The sequence below is a fragment of the Stenotrophomonas sp. GD04024 genome (assembly GCF_029837545.1).
GTDB classification, from domain to species: domain Bacteria; phylum Pseudomonadota; class Gammaproteobacteria; order Xanthomonadales; family Xanthomonadaceae; genus Stenotrophomonas; species Stenotrophomonas forensis.
Genome location: NZ_JAOEDV010000084.1, coordinates 1 through 18211 on the forward strand (window position 1 = coordinate 1; position 18211 = coordinate 18211).

Consider the following 18211-nt stretch of genomic DNA (forward strand, 5'->3'; position numbering starts at 1 on the left):
CCACATCGTTGGTGAAGCGGCGGCCCAGCTCGGTTGGCTGCACGTGGCCGTCCGCCATGTGCAGCCAGCCGCGCTGCACGGCGTCGGCCAGCGGTGCGTCCAGCACGCTGCGCGGCAGGCCGGTGCGCGACTCGAAATCGCGCAGGCTGAAACCTTCGTGCAGGCGCAGCAGGTTCAGCATGTACTCGAACGGCAGCCGCCCGGGGGCGATGACATCGTCGCCGCCGAACGAGGCGGGGGTGCCCGCGCTGTCGAGGTAGGCCTGCGGATGTTTCAGTTTCCAGCGTCGCAGTACGTGCTCCTCGGCACCGGAACTGATCTTGCCGTGCGCGCCGGCGCCGATGCCCAGGTAGTCGCCGAAGCGCCAGTAGTTCAGGTTGTGCGCACTCTGCCGGCCGGGGCGCGCATAGGCGCTGACCTCGTACTGGCCAAAGCCGGCCTGTGCCAGCAGGGCCTGGCAGTGTTCCTGCATGTCCCAGGCGTTGTCCTCATCGGGAATGCCCTGCGGCGGCCGTGCGAAGAACACCGTGTTCGGTTCCAGGGTCAGCTGGTAGTGCGAGATGTGCGCCGGCTGCAGTGCGAAGGCGCGTTCAAGATCGGCCTCGGCGCCGGCCAGGGTCTGTTCCGGCAGCGCGTACATCAGGTCGATGTTGAAATTGTCGTAGCCCGCGTCCTGCGCCATCTTCACCGCGCGCTCGGCCTCGCCACTGTCGTGGATGCGGCCCAGGCGCTTGAGCATCGCGTCGTCGAAACTCTGGATGCCGAAGCTGAGGCGGTTCACGCCGGCCGCGCGGTAGCGGTCGAAGCGGCCGTGTTCGGCGGTGCCCGGGTTGGTTTCCAGGGTGATCTCGGCATTGGGCGCGAAGCGCAGGCGCGCGCTGGCCTGCTGCAGGAAGCGGTCGATCGCTTCCGGCGGGAACAGGCTGGGCGTGCCGCCACCGAAGAACACGCTGTGCACCACCCGTCCCCAGACCAGCGGCAGGTCCTGGTCCAGGTCGCGCAGCAGCGCGTCGATGTAGGCATCGAACGGCAGCTCGCCCTTGGCCTGGTGCGAGTTGAAGTCGCAGTAGGGGCATTTGCGCACGCACCACGGCAGGTGCACGTACAGCGACAACGGCGGCGGCACCAGGCGCGGCGGAGTGTCGTGGTCGCCCGGGCAGGTTTCGCCGGGCAGGTGGTTGCAGTGGTCGTGGGCGTGCGGCATGGGCTTCATCGGTAGTGCCGGCCGTTGGCCGGCTTCCCTTGGGTAATCAGGAACGCATCAATACAGCGTGGCCAGCTGCTGCTTGAGCTGCTGCAGGGCGAGGGCGCGATGGCTGATGGCGTTCTTCAGGGCCGTTTCCATCTCCGCGGCGGTCAGGCCGTGGGTGGTATCCAGGAACACCGGGTTGTAGCCGAAGCCGTTGCTGCCGCGCGGTTCGCGGGTGATCTGTCCTTCCCAGCGGCCCTCGCAGATCAGTGGCTGCGGGTCGGTGGCATGGCGCAGCAGCACGATCACCGCATAGAAGCGGGCACTGCGCTGGCCGTCGGGCACTTCAGCCATCGCGTCCAGCAGCTTGGCGTTGTTGGCCGCGGCATTGGTCGGCTTGCCGGCATAGCGCGCGCTGTACAGGCCCGGTGCACCGCCGAGGGCATCGACGATCAGGCCCGAATCATCGGCCAGCGCCGGCAGGCCGGTCGCTTCGCAGGCCGCGCGCGCCTTCAGCAGCGCGTTCTCGACGAAGGTCAGGCCGGTCTCTTCCACGTCGCCCAGGCCCAGCTCGGCGGCCGAGGTGATCTGCAACGGCAGGTCGGCGAGGATCTCCTGCATCTCCACAAGCTTGCCGGCGTTGTGGCTGGCCAGTACCAGTTTCTTCATTGACGCGGCTCCAGCAGGTCCCAGGTATTGCCATACAGATCGCGGAACACCGCGACCGTTGCATAGGCTTCTTCGCGCGGTGCTTCCAGGAATTCGACCCCGGCGGCCAGCATCGCCGCGTGGTCGCGGTGGAAGTCGTCGGTGTTGAGGAAGAAGGCGACCCGGCCACCGGTCTGGTTGCCGATGCGGCTGCGCTGTTCCTCGTTGCTGGCGCGGGCCAGCAGCAGGGCGGCGGCGCTGCCGTCGGTCGGCCCGACCACCACCCAGCGCTTGCTGCCCTGGTCGATGTCTTCCAGCAGCGAGAAGCCGAGCTTGCCGGTGTACCAGGCGATGGCTTCGTCGTAATCGGCCACCACGAGGGTGCTCAGGGCAAGGCGCCGGTTCATGCCGACAGCGCCGCCTGCTGCGCGGCCAGCAGTTCGCGCACGCCCTTCTCGGCCAGGCCCAGCAGCGCGTCCAGTTCATCGCGGCGGAAGGCATGGCCTTCGGCGGTGCCCTGCAGTTCGATGAAACCGCCACCGTCGTTCATCACCACGTTCATGTCGGTGTCGCAGTCGCTGTCTTCGGCGTAGTCCAGGTCCAGCACCGGGGTGCCGCGGTACACGCCCACCGACACGGCCGCGACCGCGCCCAGGATCGGGTTGCGCTTGATGTCGCCGCGCTTCATCAGCACGTTCACTGCATCGACCAGGGCCACGTAGGCGCCGGTGATGGCGGCGGTGCGGGTGCCACCGTCGGCCTGCAGCACGTCGCAGTCGAGGGTGATGGTGCGCTCGCCCAGCGCGTTGCGGTCCACGCAGGCACGCAGGCTGCGGCCGATCAGGCGCTGGATCTCCAGCGTGCGGCCGCCCTGCTTGCCACGCGCCGCTTCGCGGTCGCTGCGGGTGTGGGTGGCACGCGGCAGCATGCCGTACTCGGCGGTCACCCAGCCTTCGCCCTTGCCGCGCAGGAAGCCCGGCACGCGGTTCTCGACACTGGCGGTGCACAGCACGCGGGTTTCACCGAAGCACACCAGCACCGAACCTTCGGCGTGGCGGGTGAAGCCGCGTTGGATGACGACCGGGCGGAGCTGGTCGGGCTGGCGGCCGCTGGGGCGGGAATCGGACATGATGCGGGTTCCGTAATGGCGTGGGAGTACGCCGCCACGCCCGCGGCCTTCACGGGGCGGGCAAGGGGGCTCTGGTGAGGGCGCTAGGGTACCATTCCCCCTTTGCACGCACCGGACACAATCCATGATTCGAAGCATGACCGCCTATGCCGGCGGCGAGCGGGTCACCCCGTGGGGCACGCTGGGCTGCGAGCTGCGCTCGGTCAACCACCGCTTCCTGGAGGTCGGCACCCGCCTGCCCGAGGAACTGCGGGCGCTGGAGCCGCAGCTGCGTGAACGCATTGCAGCGCGCCTGAGCCGCGGCAAGCTGGATCTGGTGATGCGCCTGCGCGCGCCGGAAGCGGCGGGCAGCCTGCAGGTCAATGAGGTGCTGCTGGGGCAGCTGGGCCAGCTGGCACACCGGCTGACCTCCGATTTCCCCAACCTGCAGGTCAGCTTCACTGAACTGCTGCAGCTGCCGGGCGTGACCCAGGGCGAGGCCACCGACGCGCCAGCGTTGCAGGCCGAGGCGCTGTCGCTGCTGGACCAGGTGCTGGACGGCTTCGTTGCCGCCCGTGAGCGTGAAGGCGACAAGCTGTCTACCGCGATTGCCGAGCGCGTGGATGGCATCGAGCGTATCGCCGCCGAAGTGCGCAGCTTGATTCCGGCCATTCGCGACGGCCAGCGCGCCAAGCTGGCCGCACGGCTGGCCGATCTGCCGCACCCGGTCGACCCCGGCCGCGCCGAGCAGGAACTGGTGCTGTGGCTGCAGAAGCTGGACGTGGATGAGGAACTGGACCGCCTGGGCAGCCACATCGTCGAGATCCGTCGCGTGCTCAAGCAGCGCGAGCCGGTCGGTCGCCGCCTGGACTTCCTGCTGCAGGAGTTCAACCGCGAAGCCAACACGCTGGGCTCGAAGTCGGTGGACAGCCGTACGTCCAATGCCGCGGTGGAACTGAAGGTGCTGATCGACCAGATCCGCGAGCAGGTGCAGAACATCGAGTGAGACGGCAGGGGCGCCTTCGGGCGCCCTTCTTCGGTCCGGCATTCAGACCACGCTAACGCCCGGCGCTCCCGCGTTCAGGCGGCCCACCACGGCTGCCTGGGCGAACCCCGCATCGTGGAAACAGGCCAGCACCGCATCCACCGCTTCCGGCGCGCACGACACCAGCAGGCCACCACTGGTCTGCGGATCGGTCAGCAGTGGCTGCCAGTGCGCCGCCATGCCCGCGGCGAAGCGCACCTCGGCGCCATACGAGGCCCAGTTGCGGCTGGATGCGCCGGTCACGCAACCCCGCTGCAGCAGGTCCAGCGCCTGTGGCAGCAGCGGCACCTGTGTGCTGTCCACCTCGGCGGCGACGCCGCTGGCGCGGCACACTTCCAGCAGGTGGCCAAGCAGGCCGAAACCGGTGACGTCGGTCATCGCGTGCACGCCGTCCAATGCGGCCAGCGGCACGCCGACGCTGTTCAGGCGGGTGGTTGACTGGACCATCTGCCGGTAGCCGTCGGCATCGAGCAGTTCCTTCTTCAGCGCCGACGAATACACGCCCACACCCAATGGCTTGCCCAGCACCAGCACATCGCCGGCGCGGGCATCGGCATTGCGCTTGAGCCGCTGTGGATCGAGCACGCCGATCGCGGCCAGGCCGTAGATGGGCTCCACCGAATCGATGCTGTGGCCGCCGGCAACCACGATGCCGGCAGCGGCGCAGGCGCGTTCACCACCTTGCAGGATGCCGCGGATGGTGTCCTGTGGCAGCACGTTGATCGGCATGCCGACGATGGCCAGCGCGAACAGTGGCCGCGCGCCCATCGCATACAGGTCAGACAGCGCGTTGGTCGCAGCGATGCGGCCGAAGTCGAACGGATCGTCGACGATCGGCATGAAGAAATCGGTGGTGGCGACGATCGCCTGGCGATCATCGAGGCGATACACCGCCGCGTCGTCGCTGGTCTCACGCCCGACCAGCAGTTCGGCCGGCGCGGGAAGCGCCGGAATTCCACGCAGCAGCTCGGAAAGCACCCCCGGCGCGATCTTGCAGCCGCAGCCGCCACCATGGGCCAGTGAGGTCAGGCGTTGCGGGGCATCGGCGGGTGAAGGGGCGGGGGACTGCGCGTGCGTGGCCATGCCGACATCTCCTGCGGAAACACCAATGGCGGAAGGCAGCAGGAGTCGAACCTACCAGGGAACGATCGACGCCCCCTACTGGGTTTGAAGCCCAGCCGCATGCCCGGATGCGCATGCCTTCCGAAAGTACGGTGATGCCGGTGCGCTCAACCGTGGGGGGCGTTCCATTGCAGATCGCCGCGCGGCCGATGCTGGTCACCGACGCGTCGAGTGTAGCCAACGCGATTGAAGAACTCCAAGATCTGGATGCTGCGCTTGCGGCCCAGGCCGATGGCATCGCGGAAGGCGGCCGCATCCACGGTGCCCGTGGCCTGTGACAGCTGCACGATGATCGCAGCGAGTTCGGCGATGCGGGCCGGTGCATAGAACAGGTCCGGTACCACCTGGAACAGTTCGCCGCGCGCTGCCGCCCTGCGCAGGATGGCGCGGACGTCGTCCTCGGCGAGGCCAAGCCCGTCGGCCAGGGTACGCACCCATGGCGGATCGAAACCGCCGGTATGCAGCTGCGGCAGCACGTGTTCGAGTAGCTGGCGTTCGCGCTCCGGTGGTGCGTGGTCGTGGCCGGGCAGGCGCCACCATGCCCCCACTCGCTGCACGTTGCCGTGGTCGAGCAGATCCTGCAGTAGCGCATTCCACAGGCCGGTCGCCAGCGCAGGAAGGGTGCTGCGCTGCAAGCGTCCGCTGTCGACACCGGGTTCGTCCGGTCGTCGCTGGTGCCAACCCCGTAGCGAGGTGATCACCTGCTCGCCAAGCGCCTGCCAGTGCGAGGTGAGGATGATCACCGTGTCATCGCGGGTGTTGATGCGCCGCGCGTCGGCGGGCAGGTCGATCTGGTTGCAGGCGCGTCGGCAGTAGCGCTGCAGGGCAGTGGCGGGAATGCCGGCAGGGGCCTGTTGCAGCAGCGGGCCAGGCCCGGCGCCCGCCGCCAGTTGCTCCAGCGCCGCCAGCCACGCAAGCCGGCCCGGGCTGCGCCGTCGCCGTTGCGGCGGCTCCGGGTCAAGCACGATGCCGCCTCCCAACGTATGGGTGGCCGCCGAGTCGCGGGCGATGAAACGGTCGCCGCACATCGCGCAGACCGGTACATCGAACACCAGCTGCACGAGCTGCCCGTTGCCGTGGTCATGATCCTCCAGCAGCACAACATGGGCCTGCCGGTGCATCGTGCCCCAGTGGATGTGCAGGGGCGCCCGGTCGCGCAGCGGCGGCGCCAGCGCGGAAAGCCGCAGGCGCACGTCGACCCGGGTGGTGGCCCGCATCGCACGCGGATCGGCAATCCAGTCGCCACGGTTGATGTCGTCGCGGGCGATGGCCGCCAGGTTCAGTGCGCAGCGCTGACCGGCCATCGCATGCTCGCTGGCCTGGTTCTGCGCATGGATGCTGCGCACGCGCACGTCGGTGGCAGCCGGCATCAGCTGCAGGTGTTCGCCTGCCGCGGCGATGCCGCCGTGCACCGCGCCGGTCACCAGCGTGCCGTGCCCGGCCAGCGAGAACACGCGGTCCACCGGCATGCGGAACAGCTCACGGCGCAGCGCGTCCCGGCGCGCGTTGGCATCGCTCGCGGCCCATGCGTGCAGGTGGGCGCGCAACGCGTTGATGCCTGCATCATCGGGTGCGGTGCTGTTGCAAACAAACACAGGGGAATCCTGCAGCGGCGTGCCGGCCAGCAGCGCGGCGATCTCGATCTCGACCCGGGCGATGCGCGCGGCATCCACGCGGTCGATCTTGGTCAGTGCCACCACGCCGCGATCCACGCCCAGCAACTGCAGGATCGCCAGGTGCTCGCGGGTCTGCGGCATCACCCCATCGTCGGCAGCGACCACCAGCAGGGCGACGTCGATGCCGGTGGCGCCGGCCACCATCGTGTGCACGAAGCGTTCGTGGCCCGGCACATCCACGAAGCCCAGCGTTGAGGCGGGGCCCTGCGCGTCGGTGCCTTCAAGGGGCACGTACGCGTAACCCAGCTCGATGGAGATGCCGCGCGTGCGTTCTTCCTGCAGGCGATCGGTCTCGATGCCGGTCAGTGCGCGTACCAGGCTCGTCTTGCCATGGTCGATATGCCCGGCGGTGCCGACGATCATGCCTGCAGCGTGCTCCATTGGGTGAGGAAGTCCGCTTCGTCGGCAGGTTCCAGGCAGCGCAGGTCCAGCCACAGCGCGTCATCGGCGATGCGGCCCAACACCGGCCGGGGCAGCTGGCGCAGGCGCTTGGCCAGGCGATCCAGACCACCACGACGGGCCGATGTGACCCGCAGCCCGGCGCTGGCCAGCTGGGCCTGCGGTTGCGCGCCGCTGCCGATCTGGCTGTGCATCGATGCGCGTTCAAGGGTGCAGTCGGTCGCCAGCGCGGAACGCATGGCCGGCAGCAGGCGCTGTGCCTGTGCATCGATGTCCTGCTGCGTGCGCGTCAGCGTTCGCAGCGTTGGCAACCGTTGCGCCAGGTACTCCGGTTCGCGGTACAGGGCCAGCACCGCTTCCAGTGCGGCCAGGCCCATCTTGTCCATGCGCAGTGCCCGCTTGAGCGGGTTGCGGTTGATCCGCGCAATCAGGTCGGCGCGGCCGGCGATGATGCCGGCCTGCGGCCCGCCCAGCAGCTTGTCGCCACTGAATGAAACCAGGTCCGCACCGGCGGCAAGTGCGTCCTGCACGGTCGGCTCGTGCGGCAGGCCGAAGGTGGCCAGATCACACAGGCTGCCACTGCCCAGGTCCACTGCCAGCGGCAACCCATGCTGGTGCGCGATGGCGGCCATCGCCGCGGTATCGACCTTGGCGGTGAAACCCGTGATCGCGTAGTTGCTGGCATGCACCTCCATCAGCAACGCGGTGCGGGCGCCGATGGCATGGGTGAAATCGGCCGGGTGGGTGCGGTTGGTGGTGCCTACTTCCAGCAGGCGCGCCCCGGCGCTACGCATCACATCAGGAATGCGGAAGGCGCCGCCAATCTCGACCAGCTCGCCGCGTGAGACCACCACCTCGCGGCGGTTGGCCAGGCTGTTGAGCAGCAGCAGGACCGCCGCTGCATTGTTGTTGACCACGGTGGCGGCTTCGGCGCCGGTCAGCTCGCAGACCAGCGCCCGCACCCGTGCATCGCGGTCGCCGCGGCGGCCGCGGCTGATGTCGAATTCCAGGTCGACCGGCGCGGTCATCGCGCGGGTGGCCGCGTGCACGGCGGCTTCGGGCAACAGGGCGCGGCCGAGGTTGGTGTGCAGCACGGTGCCGGTGAGGTTGAACATCGGCTGCAGGTCCAGCCGTGCATCGGCGGTGAGTGCGGCGTCGAGCGCCGCGACCAGTGCCGGGCCTTCAATGGCCTGGTGCAACTGCTCGGCCGAGAGCTGCGCTGCACTGATGCGTTCACGCAGCGCCTGCAGATGTGCGCGCAGCAGCTGGGTGATGCGGCTGCGACCGTGGCCTTCGATCAACGCCGCCAGCGCAGGCAGGCGCAGCAGCCGGTCCAGCGAGGGCAGGGCAGCGGCCGATGCCAGGGTGGGGGGCGTGGCTGTCATTGGCTCAATCGCCGTCGGATTGCCACAGCAGCGGATTCTGGCTGGCACGCGCGTAGCCTTCCTCGCCCAGCAGCAGGTCCAGCGACAGCGTGCCGAGATCATCAGCGACCGGTTCCAGTGCCGGATCCTTTTCCAGATAGAGGATCTTGCGGTAGCTGTGGCAGTGGTCGCAGGTCTCCGCTCGCACGGCGCTTTCACGTACGGCTTCGCCGCTGTCGCCGTCCACATCGGCCAGGGCGCGGTAGGCAATGTCCTTGCCGGCGGCGCCGCACTGGCTGCACTGCACGCGCACGTAGTGCCACTGGCAGGCACACAGCGAGCACGAAAGATAACGGTAGGAGGCGTAGGGCGGCCGTGCCTGCACCACGCTGGCCACCGGCAGGGTGCCGCACAACGGGCACAGCCCCGGCGCATCGGCCAGCGGTTTCAGGTCGGTGGGGCGGAAGCTGTCGGCCAGCACCGCCCAGTACACCTGCAGCGCGTTCATCACCAGCAGTGCAGCCACCGCATCCAGCGAAGGCGCGTCATCACGCTCCAGCACCGCATGCGCCTGTGCATCGAGCCATGCGTCATCGGCAGCGGCAACGCGCTGCAGTTCCTGCCGGGTTTCCGCCGGCAGCCCGGCCTCATCGGCACAGTGCCGGCACAAGGTGCGCAACCAGTCGCGCCAGTGCCCATCCAGCTGCAGCGTGTTGGCCGGCCGCAACGGCATCCCAGCGCCGGCTGCTGCACTCGATTGCTGGGAACGCGCCTGCGCCTGCAGGGTCTCGCGTTGCTGCGGCGTCAACTCGTCCAGCAGCGACTGCTGCGCATCGGCCAGGGCCGCCAGCAGCTGCAGATAGCCGCCGATGGCGCTGTGCGCAGCCAGGCTGCGCAATCGCGCCGCACGTCCGGCAAACAGCGACGCGGTATCGGGCAGGATGATGCGCGGAACATCGCGCGAGGCCAGCGTCTCGATTTCACCGGGTTCAAGGATGCGTTGCGCCATGCAGGGCCAGCCGGAAGAACCAGCCTCCATCCTCGCCGTTGTCGGCGCTGGCGTCCAGCGTGTTCAGGCAACGCAGTCGAGCATGGCTCGACTCTACAAAAGCCGGTTCCGATCATTGCCGTGTTCAGTGTGTCGACCAAGGTCGACACCCACCAACAGCAGCGGAAAACCAACAGCAGCGGGAAACTGTCGAAGGCGGGGCACTGTGGGTTTGCGGGGTGTCCGCGGCATGGATGCCGCGGCCAAGCCCCCAGGGACGGGTTTACGGCGTCCCCGCACACCCACAGTGCCCCGCCATCCCACGGAGAGCCGCTGTTGCTGTGGCTTGCAGCGGGTGCAGGGCCGCAGGCCCTGCCGCTACCCCTGTTCCCGCCGCCCGCGCAGGATGTCCCGGAACCACTGCCGATGATGCTTGTACGCCCACCCATAGGTCACCTTGCCCTGGGTCATCGCCCGCACCGAACCCTTGATCCAGATCGCCGCATAGATATGCACCACGATCGCGCACACCAGCACCCAGCCGAACAGCGCATGGGCCAGCACCGAGAAGCGGATCACCCCGATCGGGAAGAAGTGGCTGAAGTACTGCCGCCAGATCACGAAGCCGGTCAGCAGCAGCGCCGACAGGCAGCCGATGATGGCCCAGAACAACAACTTCTGGCCGGCATTGAAGCGGCCCACCGGCGGCAGCTTCTCGTCCTCGTTGCGCAGCACATCGCGCATGCCGCGCAGCCACGCGCGGTCGTCGGCAGTGGGCAGGTTGTCGCGCCACATGCGGAAGGCCAGCAAGGCGAAGCCGATCACCATGGCCAGGCCGATGAACGGGTGCAGGATGCGCGTCCACGGCCCGCCGCCGAACAGCTGGGTCAACGGAAACAGGGCAGGGTGGAACAGCGCCAGCCCGGACAGCGCGGTCAGCACGAAGCAGATCGCCACGATCCAGTGGTTGATGCGGGTCGGCGCGCGGTAGCGGATGATCTGCCGCGGGTGCGGTGCGTACTTCATGGCCGCTGCTCCTCTTCGATCTTCTTCGCCTCGTGCTCGGCCTCTTCCTCTTCCTCGTCGTTCACCGTGTTGCGGCCGATACCGATGTAATGCAGGAAGCCGACAAAGGCGGTAGCGGCGATGGCCAGCACGCCCAGCGGCTTGGCCACGCCCTTCCACACTTCCACCATCGGGCTGATGCGCGGATCCTTGGGCAGGTCGGCGTACAGTTCGGGCTTGTCGACGTGCTGCAGCACGTACATCACATGGGTGCCGCCGACGCCCTGCGGGTCATACAGGCCGGCGTTCTCGTAGCCGCGTGATTTGAGGTCCTCTACGCGGCCGGCGGCATGCTCGGTCATGGCCTGCTTGCTGCCGAAGGTGATCGCACCGGTCGGGCAGGTCTTCACGCAGGCCGGCTCCTGGCCCACCGCCACGCGGTCCGAGCACAGCGTGCACTTGTAGGCCTTGTGGTCCTTCTTGGAAATGCGCGGGACGTCGAACGGGCAGCCGGTGACGCAGTAGCCGCAGCCGATGCAGTTCTCTTCCTGGAAATCGACGATGCCGTTGGCGTACTGGATGATCGCACCCGGCGACGGGCAGGCCTTCAGGCAACCCGGATCGCTGCAGTGCATGCAGCCTTCCTTGCGGATCAGCCATTCCAGCTTGCCTTTCTCGTCCTCGTACTCGCGGAACTTCATCACCGTCCACGACTGTTCACTCAGGTCGGGCGGGTTGTCATAGCTGCCGACGCAGCTGCCGACCTCGTCGCGCAGGTCGTTCCACTCCATGCAGGCGACCTGGCAGGCCTTGCAGCCGATGCACTTGCTTACGTCGATCAGCTTGGCGACCTGGCCGGTGTGCGCACCACGCGCCTCCGGCGAGGGCGTGGTGGTGGCCGAGCGGCGGATGATGTCCAGCGATTGCAGTGACATGACGTGTCTCCTACACCTTCTCGACCTTGACCAGGATGCACTTCGATTCAGGCGTCTGCGAGTTGCCGTCACCGATGGCGTTGGTCAGCGTATTGGCGATGTAGCCGGGCTTGGCCGCACCGAGGAAACCCCAGTGGATCGGCACGCCCACCTGGTGCACGGTGCGGCCATCGATCTGCAGGGCCTTGATGCGCTTGGTCACCATCGCCACCGCTTCGATGTGGCCGCGCTTGGAACTGACCCGCACGCGGCTGCCGTTGTTGATGCCCAGCTCGTCGGCCAGGGCCGCGCCGATCTCGACGAACTGCTCGGGCTGGATGATGGCGTTGAGCTTGCCGTGCTTGGTCCAGAAGTGGAAATGCTCGGTCAGGCGGTAGGTGGTGGCCACATGCGGGAACTCATCCGGCGAACCGATCTGTGCGCGATCGCTGGCGAACACGCGCGCGGCCGGGTTGTTCAGCGTCAGCGCCTGGCCGGGGCTGAGCGGGTTGCTGCGCAGCGGTGTATCGAACGGCTCGTAGTGTTCCGGGAACGGGCCCTCGGCCATGCCGGCCTTGGCGAAGAAGCGGGCGATGCCTTCCGGGTTCATGATGAACGGCCCCATGCCGCCGGCCGGATCTTCGTCGGCCTTGAAGTCGGGCACGTCCACGCTGCCCCAGTTCTTGCCGTTCCACGCCAGCAGCGTGCGCCGGGGATCGAACGGCTGGCCGGCCACGTCGCACGAAGCGCGGTTGTACATCACGCGGCGGTTGGCCGGCCACGCCCAGGCCCAGCCCAGCGTATTGCCGATGCCGGTCGGGTCGCTGTTGTCACGCCGCGCCATCATGTTGCCGGTCGGGCCCCAGGCGCCGATGTAGATCCAGCAGCCCGATGAGGTGCTGCCATCGTCGCGCAGGTCGCCGAACGCGGCCAGCTGCTCGCCGGCCTTGCGCACCAGCTTGGTCGGGTCCTTGGGATCGAACACGTCCGCCAGCGCCTTGCCGTTGTATTCCATCGCCAGTTCTTCCGGCGTCGGCACCTCCGGGTTGGAATACTTCCAGGCCAGATCGCGCACCGGTTCCCACCATGCGCCGCCGTCCTTCTCGTACATCGCCTTGATGCGATGGAACAGCTCGGACATGATCTCGATGTCGCTGCGTGCTTCGCCCGGCGGGTTGGCGCCCTTCCAGTGCCACTGCAGCCAGCGCGAGGAGTTCACCACCGCGCCGTTTTCCTCGGCGAAGGAGGTGGTTGGCAAGCGGAATACTTCGGTCTGGATGGCGCGGGGATCGACGTCGTTCAGCGCGCCGTGGTTCTGCCAGAAGGCAATCGTCTCGGTTTCCAGCGGGTCCATGCTGACCATGAACTTCAGCTTGGAGAACGCGCTGATCAGCTTGCCCTTGTTCGGCGCCGAGGCCAGCGGGTTGAAGCCCTGGCAGATGTAACCGTGGATCTTGCCTTCGTTCATCAGCTCGTACGCCTGCAGCATGTCGTACGGCTTGTCGAGCTTGGGCAGGTAATCGAAGCACCAGTTGTTGTCGGCGGTGGCGGCGTCGCCCCACCACGATTTCATCAGGCTGACGTGGAACTTCGGATAGTTCTGCCAGAACGACATCTGGTTGGCGCGCAGTGGTTTCTGCGTGCGCTTGGCGATGTAGGCGTCGTAGTCCTGTTCGTCCTGTTTCGGCAACGTCAGGTAGCCGGGCAGCAGGTCGGACATCAGGCCGATGTCGGTCAGGCCCTGGATGTTGGAGTGTCCGCGCAGCGCGTTCATGCCGCCACCAGCCACGCCGATGTTGCCCAGCAGCAGCTGCACCATGGTGCCGGCACGCACGTTCTGCGCGCCCACCGAGTGCTGCGTCCAGCCCAGCGCGTACAGGATGGTCATCGCCTTGTCCTTGCCGGCGGTGGACGCGATCATGTCCCAGACCTGGCGGATGCTGTCGGCCGGCGTACCGCAGATGCGTTCGACCATCTCCACGGTGTAGCGCGCGTAGTGCTGCTTGAGCAGGGTGTAGACGCAGCGCGGGTCCTTCAGCGTCGGGTCGCTGCGCACGAAGCCGTCATCACCGTAGACGTAGTCCCAGCTGGAACGGTCGTAGCTGCGCTTCTCTTCGTTGTAGCCCGAATACAGGCCGTCCTTGAAGGCGAATTCGTCCTTCACCAGGAACGACATGTCGGTGTAGTTCAGCACGTACTCGTGCTGGATGCGGTCCTCGGTCAACAGGTAGTTGATCAGGCCGCCCAGGAACACGATGTCGGTGCCGGTACGGATCGGCGCATACACGTCGGCCACAGCGGCCGAGCGGTTGAAGCGCGGGTCGACCACGATCAGGCGGGCCTTGTTGTGTGCCTTGGCTTCGGTCACCCATTTGAAGCCGCACGGGTGCGCCTCGGCGGCGTTGCCACCCATGATCAGGATCAGGTCGGCATTCTTGATGTCGACCCAATGATTCGTCATCGCACCACGGCCTAGCGTCGGGGCAAGACCTGCCACCGTCGGGCCGTGTCAGACACGTGCCTGGTTGTCGAACGCCAACATGCCGAGGGAGCGGACGACCTTGTGGGTCAGCACCGCGGTTTCATTGCTGGTGGCCGAGGCCGCCAGCATGCCGGTGGTCAGCCAGCGGTTGACCGTCTGCCCGGCCTCGTTCTTCTCTACGAAGTTGGCGTCGCGGTCTTCCTTCATCAGCCGCGCGATGCGGTCCAGCGCATCGTCCCAGCTCAGCCGCTTCCACTCGTTCGAGCCCGGTGCACGGTACTCGGGGTAGAGCAGGCGCGACTTGCTGTGAATGATGTCGGCCAGGCCGGCACCCTTCGGGCACAGCGTGCCGCGATTGACCGGATGGTCCGGGTCGCCTTCGATATGGAAGATGCTCGGCTCGGCGTTCTTGGCACCATCGCCGAGGCTGTACATCAGGATGCCGCAGGCCACCGAACAGTACGTACAGGTGTTGCGGGTCTCGGTCGCGCGGGTCAGCTTGTACTGCCGGACCTCCGCGAGCGCGATGCCGGGCGCGAAGCCCATCAGTGCCAGGCTGGAGCCCACCAGGGTTGTCCCGGTGACCTTCAGGAACTGGCGGCGACTCATCGAGGGCATGCCGTTCTCCTTGGATGGCGGGGCGGCACGCAGACCACCCGGCTGTCGGTAGGTACGGCCCGGTTATAGCACAGGCCCCCGGATGCCCATGTGGCACAAGGTCCGGCCGCCTCGCCAAGGGGCGCGAAAAGGGGCGGCTCTGGTAAAGTTGCGTGCCCGCACCCCGGGGAGCCGCCTGCCGGGCCTGGTTCCAGGATGTTCCGCGCAGCCTCCGCCGTCCTGGCGCGATCCTCCGCGCCGGATCTGGAACATCGAGGAAAAATTTTGCGAAATCAACCAGTTGGGTTCCGTGCATGAGCGCCCCGTCACCTTCGTCGGACGCCGTCGCGCGCGGCACGCTGTACATCGTTGCCGCCCCTTCCGGCGCCGGCAAGAGCAGCATCGTCAACGCCACGCTGGCGCGTGATCCGCAGATCGCCCTGTCGATTTCCTTCACCTCGCGTGCGATGCGCCCGGGTGAAGTGAACGGCCAGCACTACCACTTCGTCAGTGCCGAAAAGTTCGAGCAGATGATCGCCGCCGGCGATTTCTTCGAGCATGCCTGGGTGCACGGCGACTGGAAGGGCACCGCCCGGCAGTCGGTGGAACCGCAGCTGGCCGCCGGCCAGGACGTGCTGCTGGAAATCGACTGGCAGGGCGCGCAGCAGGTGCGCCAGCTGGTGCCGGGCACGGTCACCGTGTTCATCCTGCCGCCGTCCAAGCAGGCGTTGCAGGACCGCATGCGCAAGCGCGGCCAGGACAGCGAGGCGGTCATCGCCCAGCGCCTGGGCGCGGCGCGTGACGAGATGCTGCACTTCAACGAGTTCGACTACGTGATCGTCAACGAGGTGTTCGACACCGCCGTCGACGAGCTGTGCGCCATCTTCACCGCCAGCCGCCTGCGCCGGGAGGCCCAGAAGGTCCGCCACGCCGGCCTGATCCAGGCCCTGTTGACCCCAGATCCGGGCGCAACTGACTGATTCCAAAAGAATAGGGTGGGGGTTGGCTTGATTTTGTCCAGCCCCTGCCAGTACACTCCGTCCCCTTTCCCTCATTCGACTGAGCGGCCGACCGGTCGCCGGGAGCCCGTATGGCCCGCATCACCGTAGAAGATTGCCTGGAAGTCGTTAACAACCGTTTCGAGCTGGTCATGATGGCTTCCAAGCGTGCCCGCCAGCTCGCCAACGGCGTGCAGGCCACGCTGGACAACAGCGAGACCGAGGACAAGCCGACCGTGCTGGCGCTGCGCGAAATCGCCGCCCGCAAGATCGACAACGCGCTGATCGACGAAGTCGAGAAGGCCGAGCGTGAGCGCGCCGAGCGCGAAGCGCTGGAGTGGGCCGCCGCCGAAGTGGTCGCCGACGAAGACATGTCCAAGAACGACGATTGATCACATCGATCAGAGTCATTGCTGGATAGCCGAACAGCCCGCCCCGCGCGGGCTGTTTCGCATTCAGGATTTGCCGTAAACGTCGCGCTGGAATAGGCTTCGGGCATGAACCCAGGCCCCACTGCCAAGGTCGCCGCAGCCGCCACTGCCGCCGTACCCGACTACGTCCTCCAGCTTGAACGCGCCGCCCATTACCTGCCGCCGGAGCAGCTGCCGCTGCTGCGCCGTGCCTGGGAAGTCGGATCCGCCGCGCACGCTGGGCAGACGCGCAAGTCGGGCGAGCCCTATATCACCCATCCGGTGGCCGTGGCCCAGGTGCTGGCCGAGCTGGGCCTGGACGTGGAAGCACTGATCGCCGCGATCCTGCACGACACCATCGAAGACACCCCGCTGACCCGCGAGGAACTGGCCTCGGAGTTCGGCGAAGCCGTGGCCGAACTGGTCGACGGCGTGACCAAGCTGGACAAGCTGAAGTTCCGCGACCGCCAGGAAGCGGCCGCCGAGAGCTTCCGCAAGATGTTGCTGGCAATGTCGCGCGACCTGCGCGTGATCATGATCAAGCTGGCCGACCGCCTGCACAACATGCGCACGCTGGGTGCGCAGAGCCGTGAGGCACGTGGCCGCATCGCCCGCGAGACGCTGGAGATCTACGCACCCATTGCCCAGCGCCTGGGCATGAGCCTGGTCAAGAGCGAACTGCAGAACCTCGGGTTCAAGGCGCTGTATCCGTGGCGCCACGCGATCATCGAAAAGCACATCCGCAGCCAGCCGGTGGTGCGCCGCGAAGCGATGGCGCAGGTGGAAGTGCAGCTGTCGCAGCGCCTGGCCAAGGAAGGGATCGAGCATCGGCTGATCAGCCGCATCAAGACCCCGTGGAGCATCTACAACAAGATGCGCGACGAGAACAAATCCTTCGACCAGGTGATGGACGTGTTCGGCTTCCGCCTGGTCGTGCGCAGCGTACCCAGCTGTTACCACGCGCTGGGTTCGGTGCATGCCACGTTCAAGCCGCTGGATGGGCGCTTCCGCGATTTCATCGCCATTCCCAAGGCCAACGGTTACCAGTCGCTGCATACCGTGCTGTTCGGGCCCTATGGTTCGCCGATCGAAGTGCAGATCCGCACCGAAGAGATGGACCTGATCGCCGAACGCGGCGTGGCCGCGCACTGGACCTACAAGTTCGGCGGTGATTCGCCCAACAGCGCGCAGAGCCGTGCGCATGCCTGGATCGTCGAGCTGATCGATTCGCAGCGCGCCGCCGGTTCCTCGCTGGAGTTCCTCGACAACGTCAAGGTCGACCTGTTCCCGGACGAGGTCTACCTGTTCACCCCGAAGGGCAAGATCCTGGCCCTGCCGCGCAACTCCACCGCGCTCGATTTCGCCTACGCCGTCCATACCGATGTCGGCAACATGGCGGTGGCCTCGCGGGTGGACAAGAAGCTGGTGCCGCTGCGTACCAAGCTGGTGTCGGGCCAGTCGGTGGAAATCATCACCGCGCGCTCGGCCACGCCGAAACCGCAGTGGCTGGAGTTCGTGGTCACCAGCAAGGCACGCACCGCCATCCGTCACCAGCTCAAGCAGCTGGAACACGAAGACGCCGTGCAGCTGGGCCATCGCATGCTCGACCGTGCGCTGGAAGCCATGGACTCCTCGCTGGAGCGGCTGCCGAAGGGGCGCCTGGACGCGTTCCTGGCCGAGCACCGCTTCCCGCGCCTGGAGGCCCTGCTGGCCGAAGTCGCGCTGGGCAACTGGATGCCGACCCAGGCCGCGCAGGCACTGATGGCCTACGCCGAACTGCGCGGTGGCCCGCATTCGCGCCACCACTCGCAGGAAAAGATCCTGATCAACGGCAGCGAGCGCGGCGTGGTCACCTTCGCCGGCTGCTGCCAGCCGATTCCCGGCGACGAGATCATGGGCTACCACACCGCCGGCAAGGGCATCGTGGTGCACCGCATGGACTGCCCGAACCTGGCTGAACTGCGCAAGTCGCCCGAGCGCTGGGTGCCGATCGGCTGGGATACCACCGTTTCCGGCGACTACGACACTTCGCTGGTGGTGGAAGTGGAGAACGGCACCGGTGTGCTGGCGCAGCTGGCGGCCGCCATCGCGCAGAGCCACTCCAACATCGAGCGCGTGGACTACCTGGACCGCGACTTCAACGCCGCCGTGCTGGCCTTCAACATCCAGGTGCGCGACCGCAACCACCTGGCCGAAGTGATGCGCCGCCTGCGCCGCCTGTCGGTCGTGCAGTCGGTACGCCGTCAGTAGATCCACGCCATGCGTG

General features: G+C 67.3%; 15 protein-coding genes and 1 tRNA gene. 4 read left to right on the forward strand and 12 right to left on the reverse strand.

The features are described 5' to 3' along the window. The 4 genes from hemW to rph all read right to left on the reverse strand — a co-directional run. Positions 1-1204 (reverse strand): radical SAM family heme chaperone HemW (gene hemW / locus N7590_RS18830; RefSeq protein WP_279935791.1); only part of this gene is annotated, 1204 nt, incomplete at its 3' end. A gap of 57 nt (positions 1205-1261) precedes the next feature. Further along, positions 1262-1858 (reverse strand): RdgB/HAM1 family non-canonical purine NTP pyrophosphatase, encoded by a 597-nt coding sequence (rdgB, locus tag N7590_RS18835; protein ID WP_164242495.1) that lies wholly within the window; start codon positions 1856-1858, stop codon positions 1262-1264. Further along, on the reverse strand, positions 1855-2244 hold the full coding sequence (locus N7590_RS18840) for a VOC family protein (protein WP_164242496.1): 390 nt from the start codon (positions 2242-2244) through the stop codon (positions 1855-1857). The genes rdgB and N7590_RS18840 overlap by 4 nt, the downstream gene beginning before the upstream one ends. Further along, complete coding sequence (gene rph / locus N7590_RS18845; protein ID WP_008267511.1) at positions 2241-2966, reverse strand: ribonuclease PH; 726 nt, start codon at positions 2964-2966, stop codon at positions 2241-2243. Before rph ends, N7590_RS18840 begins: the two co-directional genes overlap by 4 nt. Positions 2967-3090: 124 nt before the next feature. Here rph and N7590_RS18850 point away from each other — a divergent pair, with 124 nt between their 5' ends. Beyond that, positions 3091-3951: a YicC/YloC family endoribonuclease gene (locus tag N7590_RS18850; RefSeq protein WP_164242497.1), complete on the forward strand. Its 861-nt coding sequence runs from the start codon at positions 3091-3093 to the stop codon at positions 3949-3951. Positions 3952-3993: 42 nt separating this feature from the next. On the opposite strand, the gene selD is transcribed toward N7590_RS18850, so the two are convergent. The 8 genes from selD to fdnG form a co-directional block, all read right to left on the reverse strand. Continuing rightward, positions 3994-5073, reverse strand: a complete 1080-nt coding sequence (selD, locus tag N7590_RS18855; RefSeq protein WP_164242498.1) for a selenide, water dikinase SelD — start codon at positions 5071-5073, stop codon at positions 3994-3996. 26 nt (positions 5074-5099) lie between these two features. Further along, positions 5100-5195, reverse strand: a tRNA-Sec gene (locus N7590_RS18860). 24 nt (positions 5196-5219) lie between these two features. After that, positions 5220-7151: a selenocysteine-specific translation elongation factor gene (selB, locus tag N7590_RS18865; protein ID WP_164242499.1), complete on the reverse strand. Its 1932-nt coding sequence runs from the start codon at positions 7149-7151 to the stop codon at positions 5220-5222. Further along, entirely contained in the window at positions 7148-8572 is a 1425-nt protein-coding gene (gene selA, locus N7590_RS18870; protein ID WP_164242500.1) for an L-seryl-tRNA(Sec) selenium transferase, read from the reverse strand. Before selA ends, selB begins: the two co-directional genes overlap by 4 nt. A gap of 4 nt (positions 8573-8576) precedes the next feature. Further along, positions 8577-9560 (reverse strand): formate dehydrogenase accessory protein FdhE, encoded by a 984-nt coding sequence (fdhE, locus tag N7590_RS18875; RefSeq protein WP_053450688.1) that lies wholly within the window; start codon positions 9558-9560, stop codon positions 8577-8579. A 357-nt stretch (positions 9561-9917) separates the two neighbouring features. Beyond that, positions 9918-10565, reverse strand: coding sequence for a formate dehydrogenase subunit gamma (locus N7590_RS18880; protein ID WP_049457379.1), 648 nt, complete (start codon positions 10563-10565; stop codon positions 9918-9920). After that, a complete protein-coding gene (gene fdxH, locus N7590_RS18885; protein ID WP_053450686.1) occupies positions 10562-11479 on the reverse strand; it encodes a formate dehydrogenase subunit beta in 918 nt (305 codons plus the stop codon). Before fdxH ends, N7590_RS18880 begins: the two co-directional genes overlap by 4 nt. Positions 11480-11489: 10 nt before the next feature. Beyond that, positions 11490-14558: a formate dehydrogenase-N subunit alpha gene (gene fdnG, locus N7590_RS18890; protein ID WP_164242501.1), complete on the reverse strand. Its 3069-nt coding sequence runs from the start codon at positions 14556-14558 to the stop codon at positions 11490-11492. Positions 14559-14851: 293 nt separating this feature from the next. Here fdnG and gmk point away from each other — a divergent pair, with 293 nt between their 5' ends. The 3 genes from gmk to N7590_RS18905 all read left to right on the forward strand — a co-directional run bounded on the left by gmk (position 14852) and on the right by N7590_RS18905 (position 18195). Next, entirely contained in the window at positions 14852-15517 is a 666-nt protein-coding gene (gmk, locus tag N7590_RS18895; protein WP_006466566.1) for a guanylate kinase, read from the forward strand. A gap of 110 nt (positions 15518-15627) precedes the next feature. Beyond that, entirely contained in the window at positions 15628-15927 is a 300-nt protein-coding gene (rpoZ, locus tag N7590_RS18900) for a DNA-directed RNA polymerase subunit omega (protein WP_005410877.1), read from the forward strand. 105 nt (positions 15928-16032) lie between these two features. Further along, positions 16033-18195, forward strand: a complete 2163-nt coding sequence (locus N7590_RS18905) for a bifunctional (p)ppGpp synthetase/guanosine-3',5'-bis(diphosphate) 3'-pyrophosphohydrolase (protein WP_006466563.1) — start codon at positions 16033-16035, stop codon at positions 18193-18195. The last annotated feature ends 16 nt before the right edge of the window (positions 18196-18211 follow it).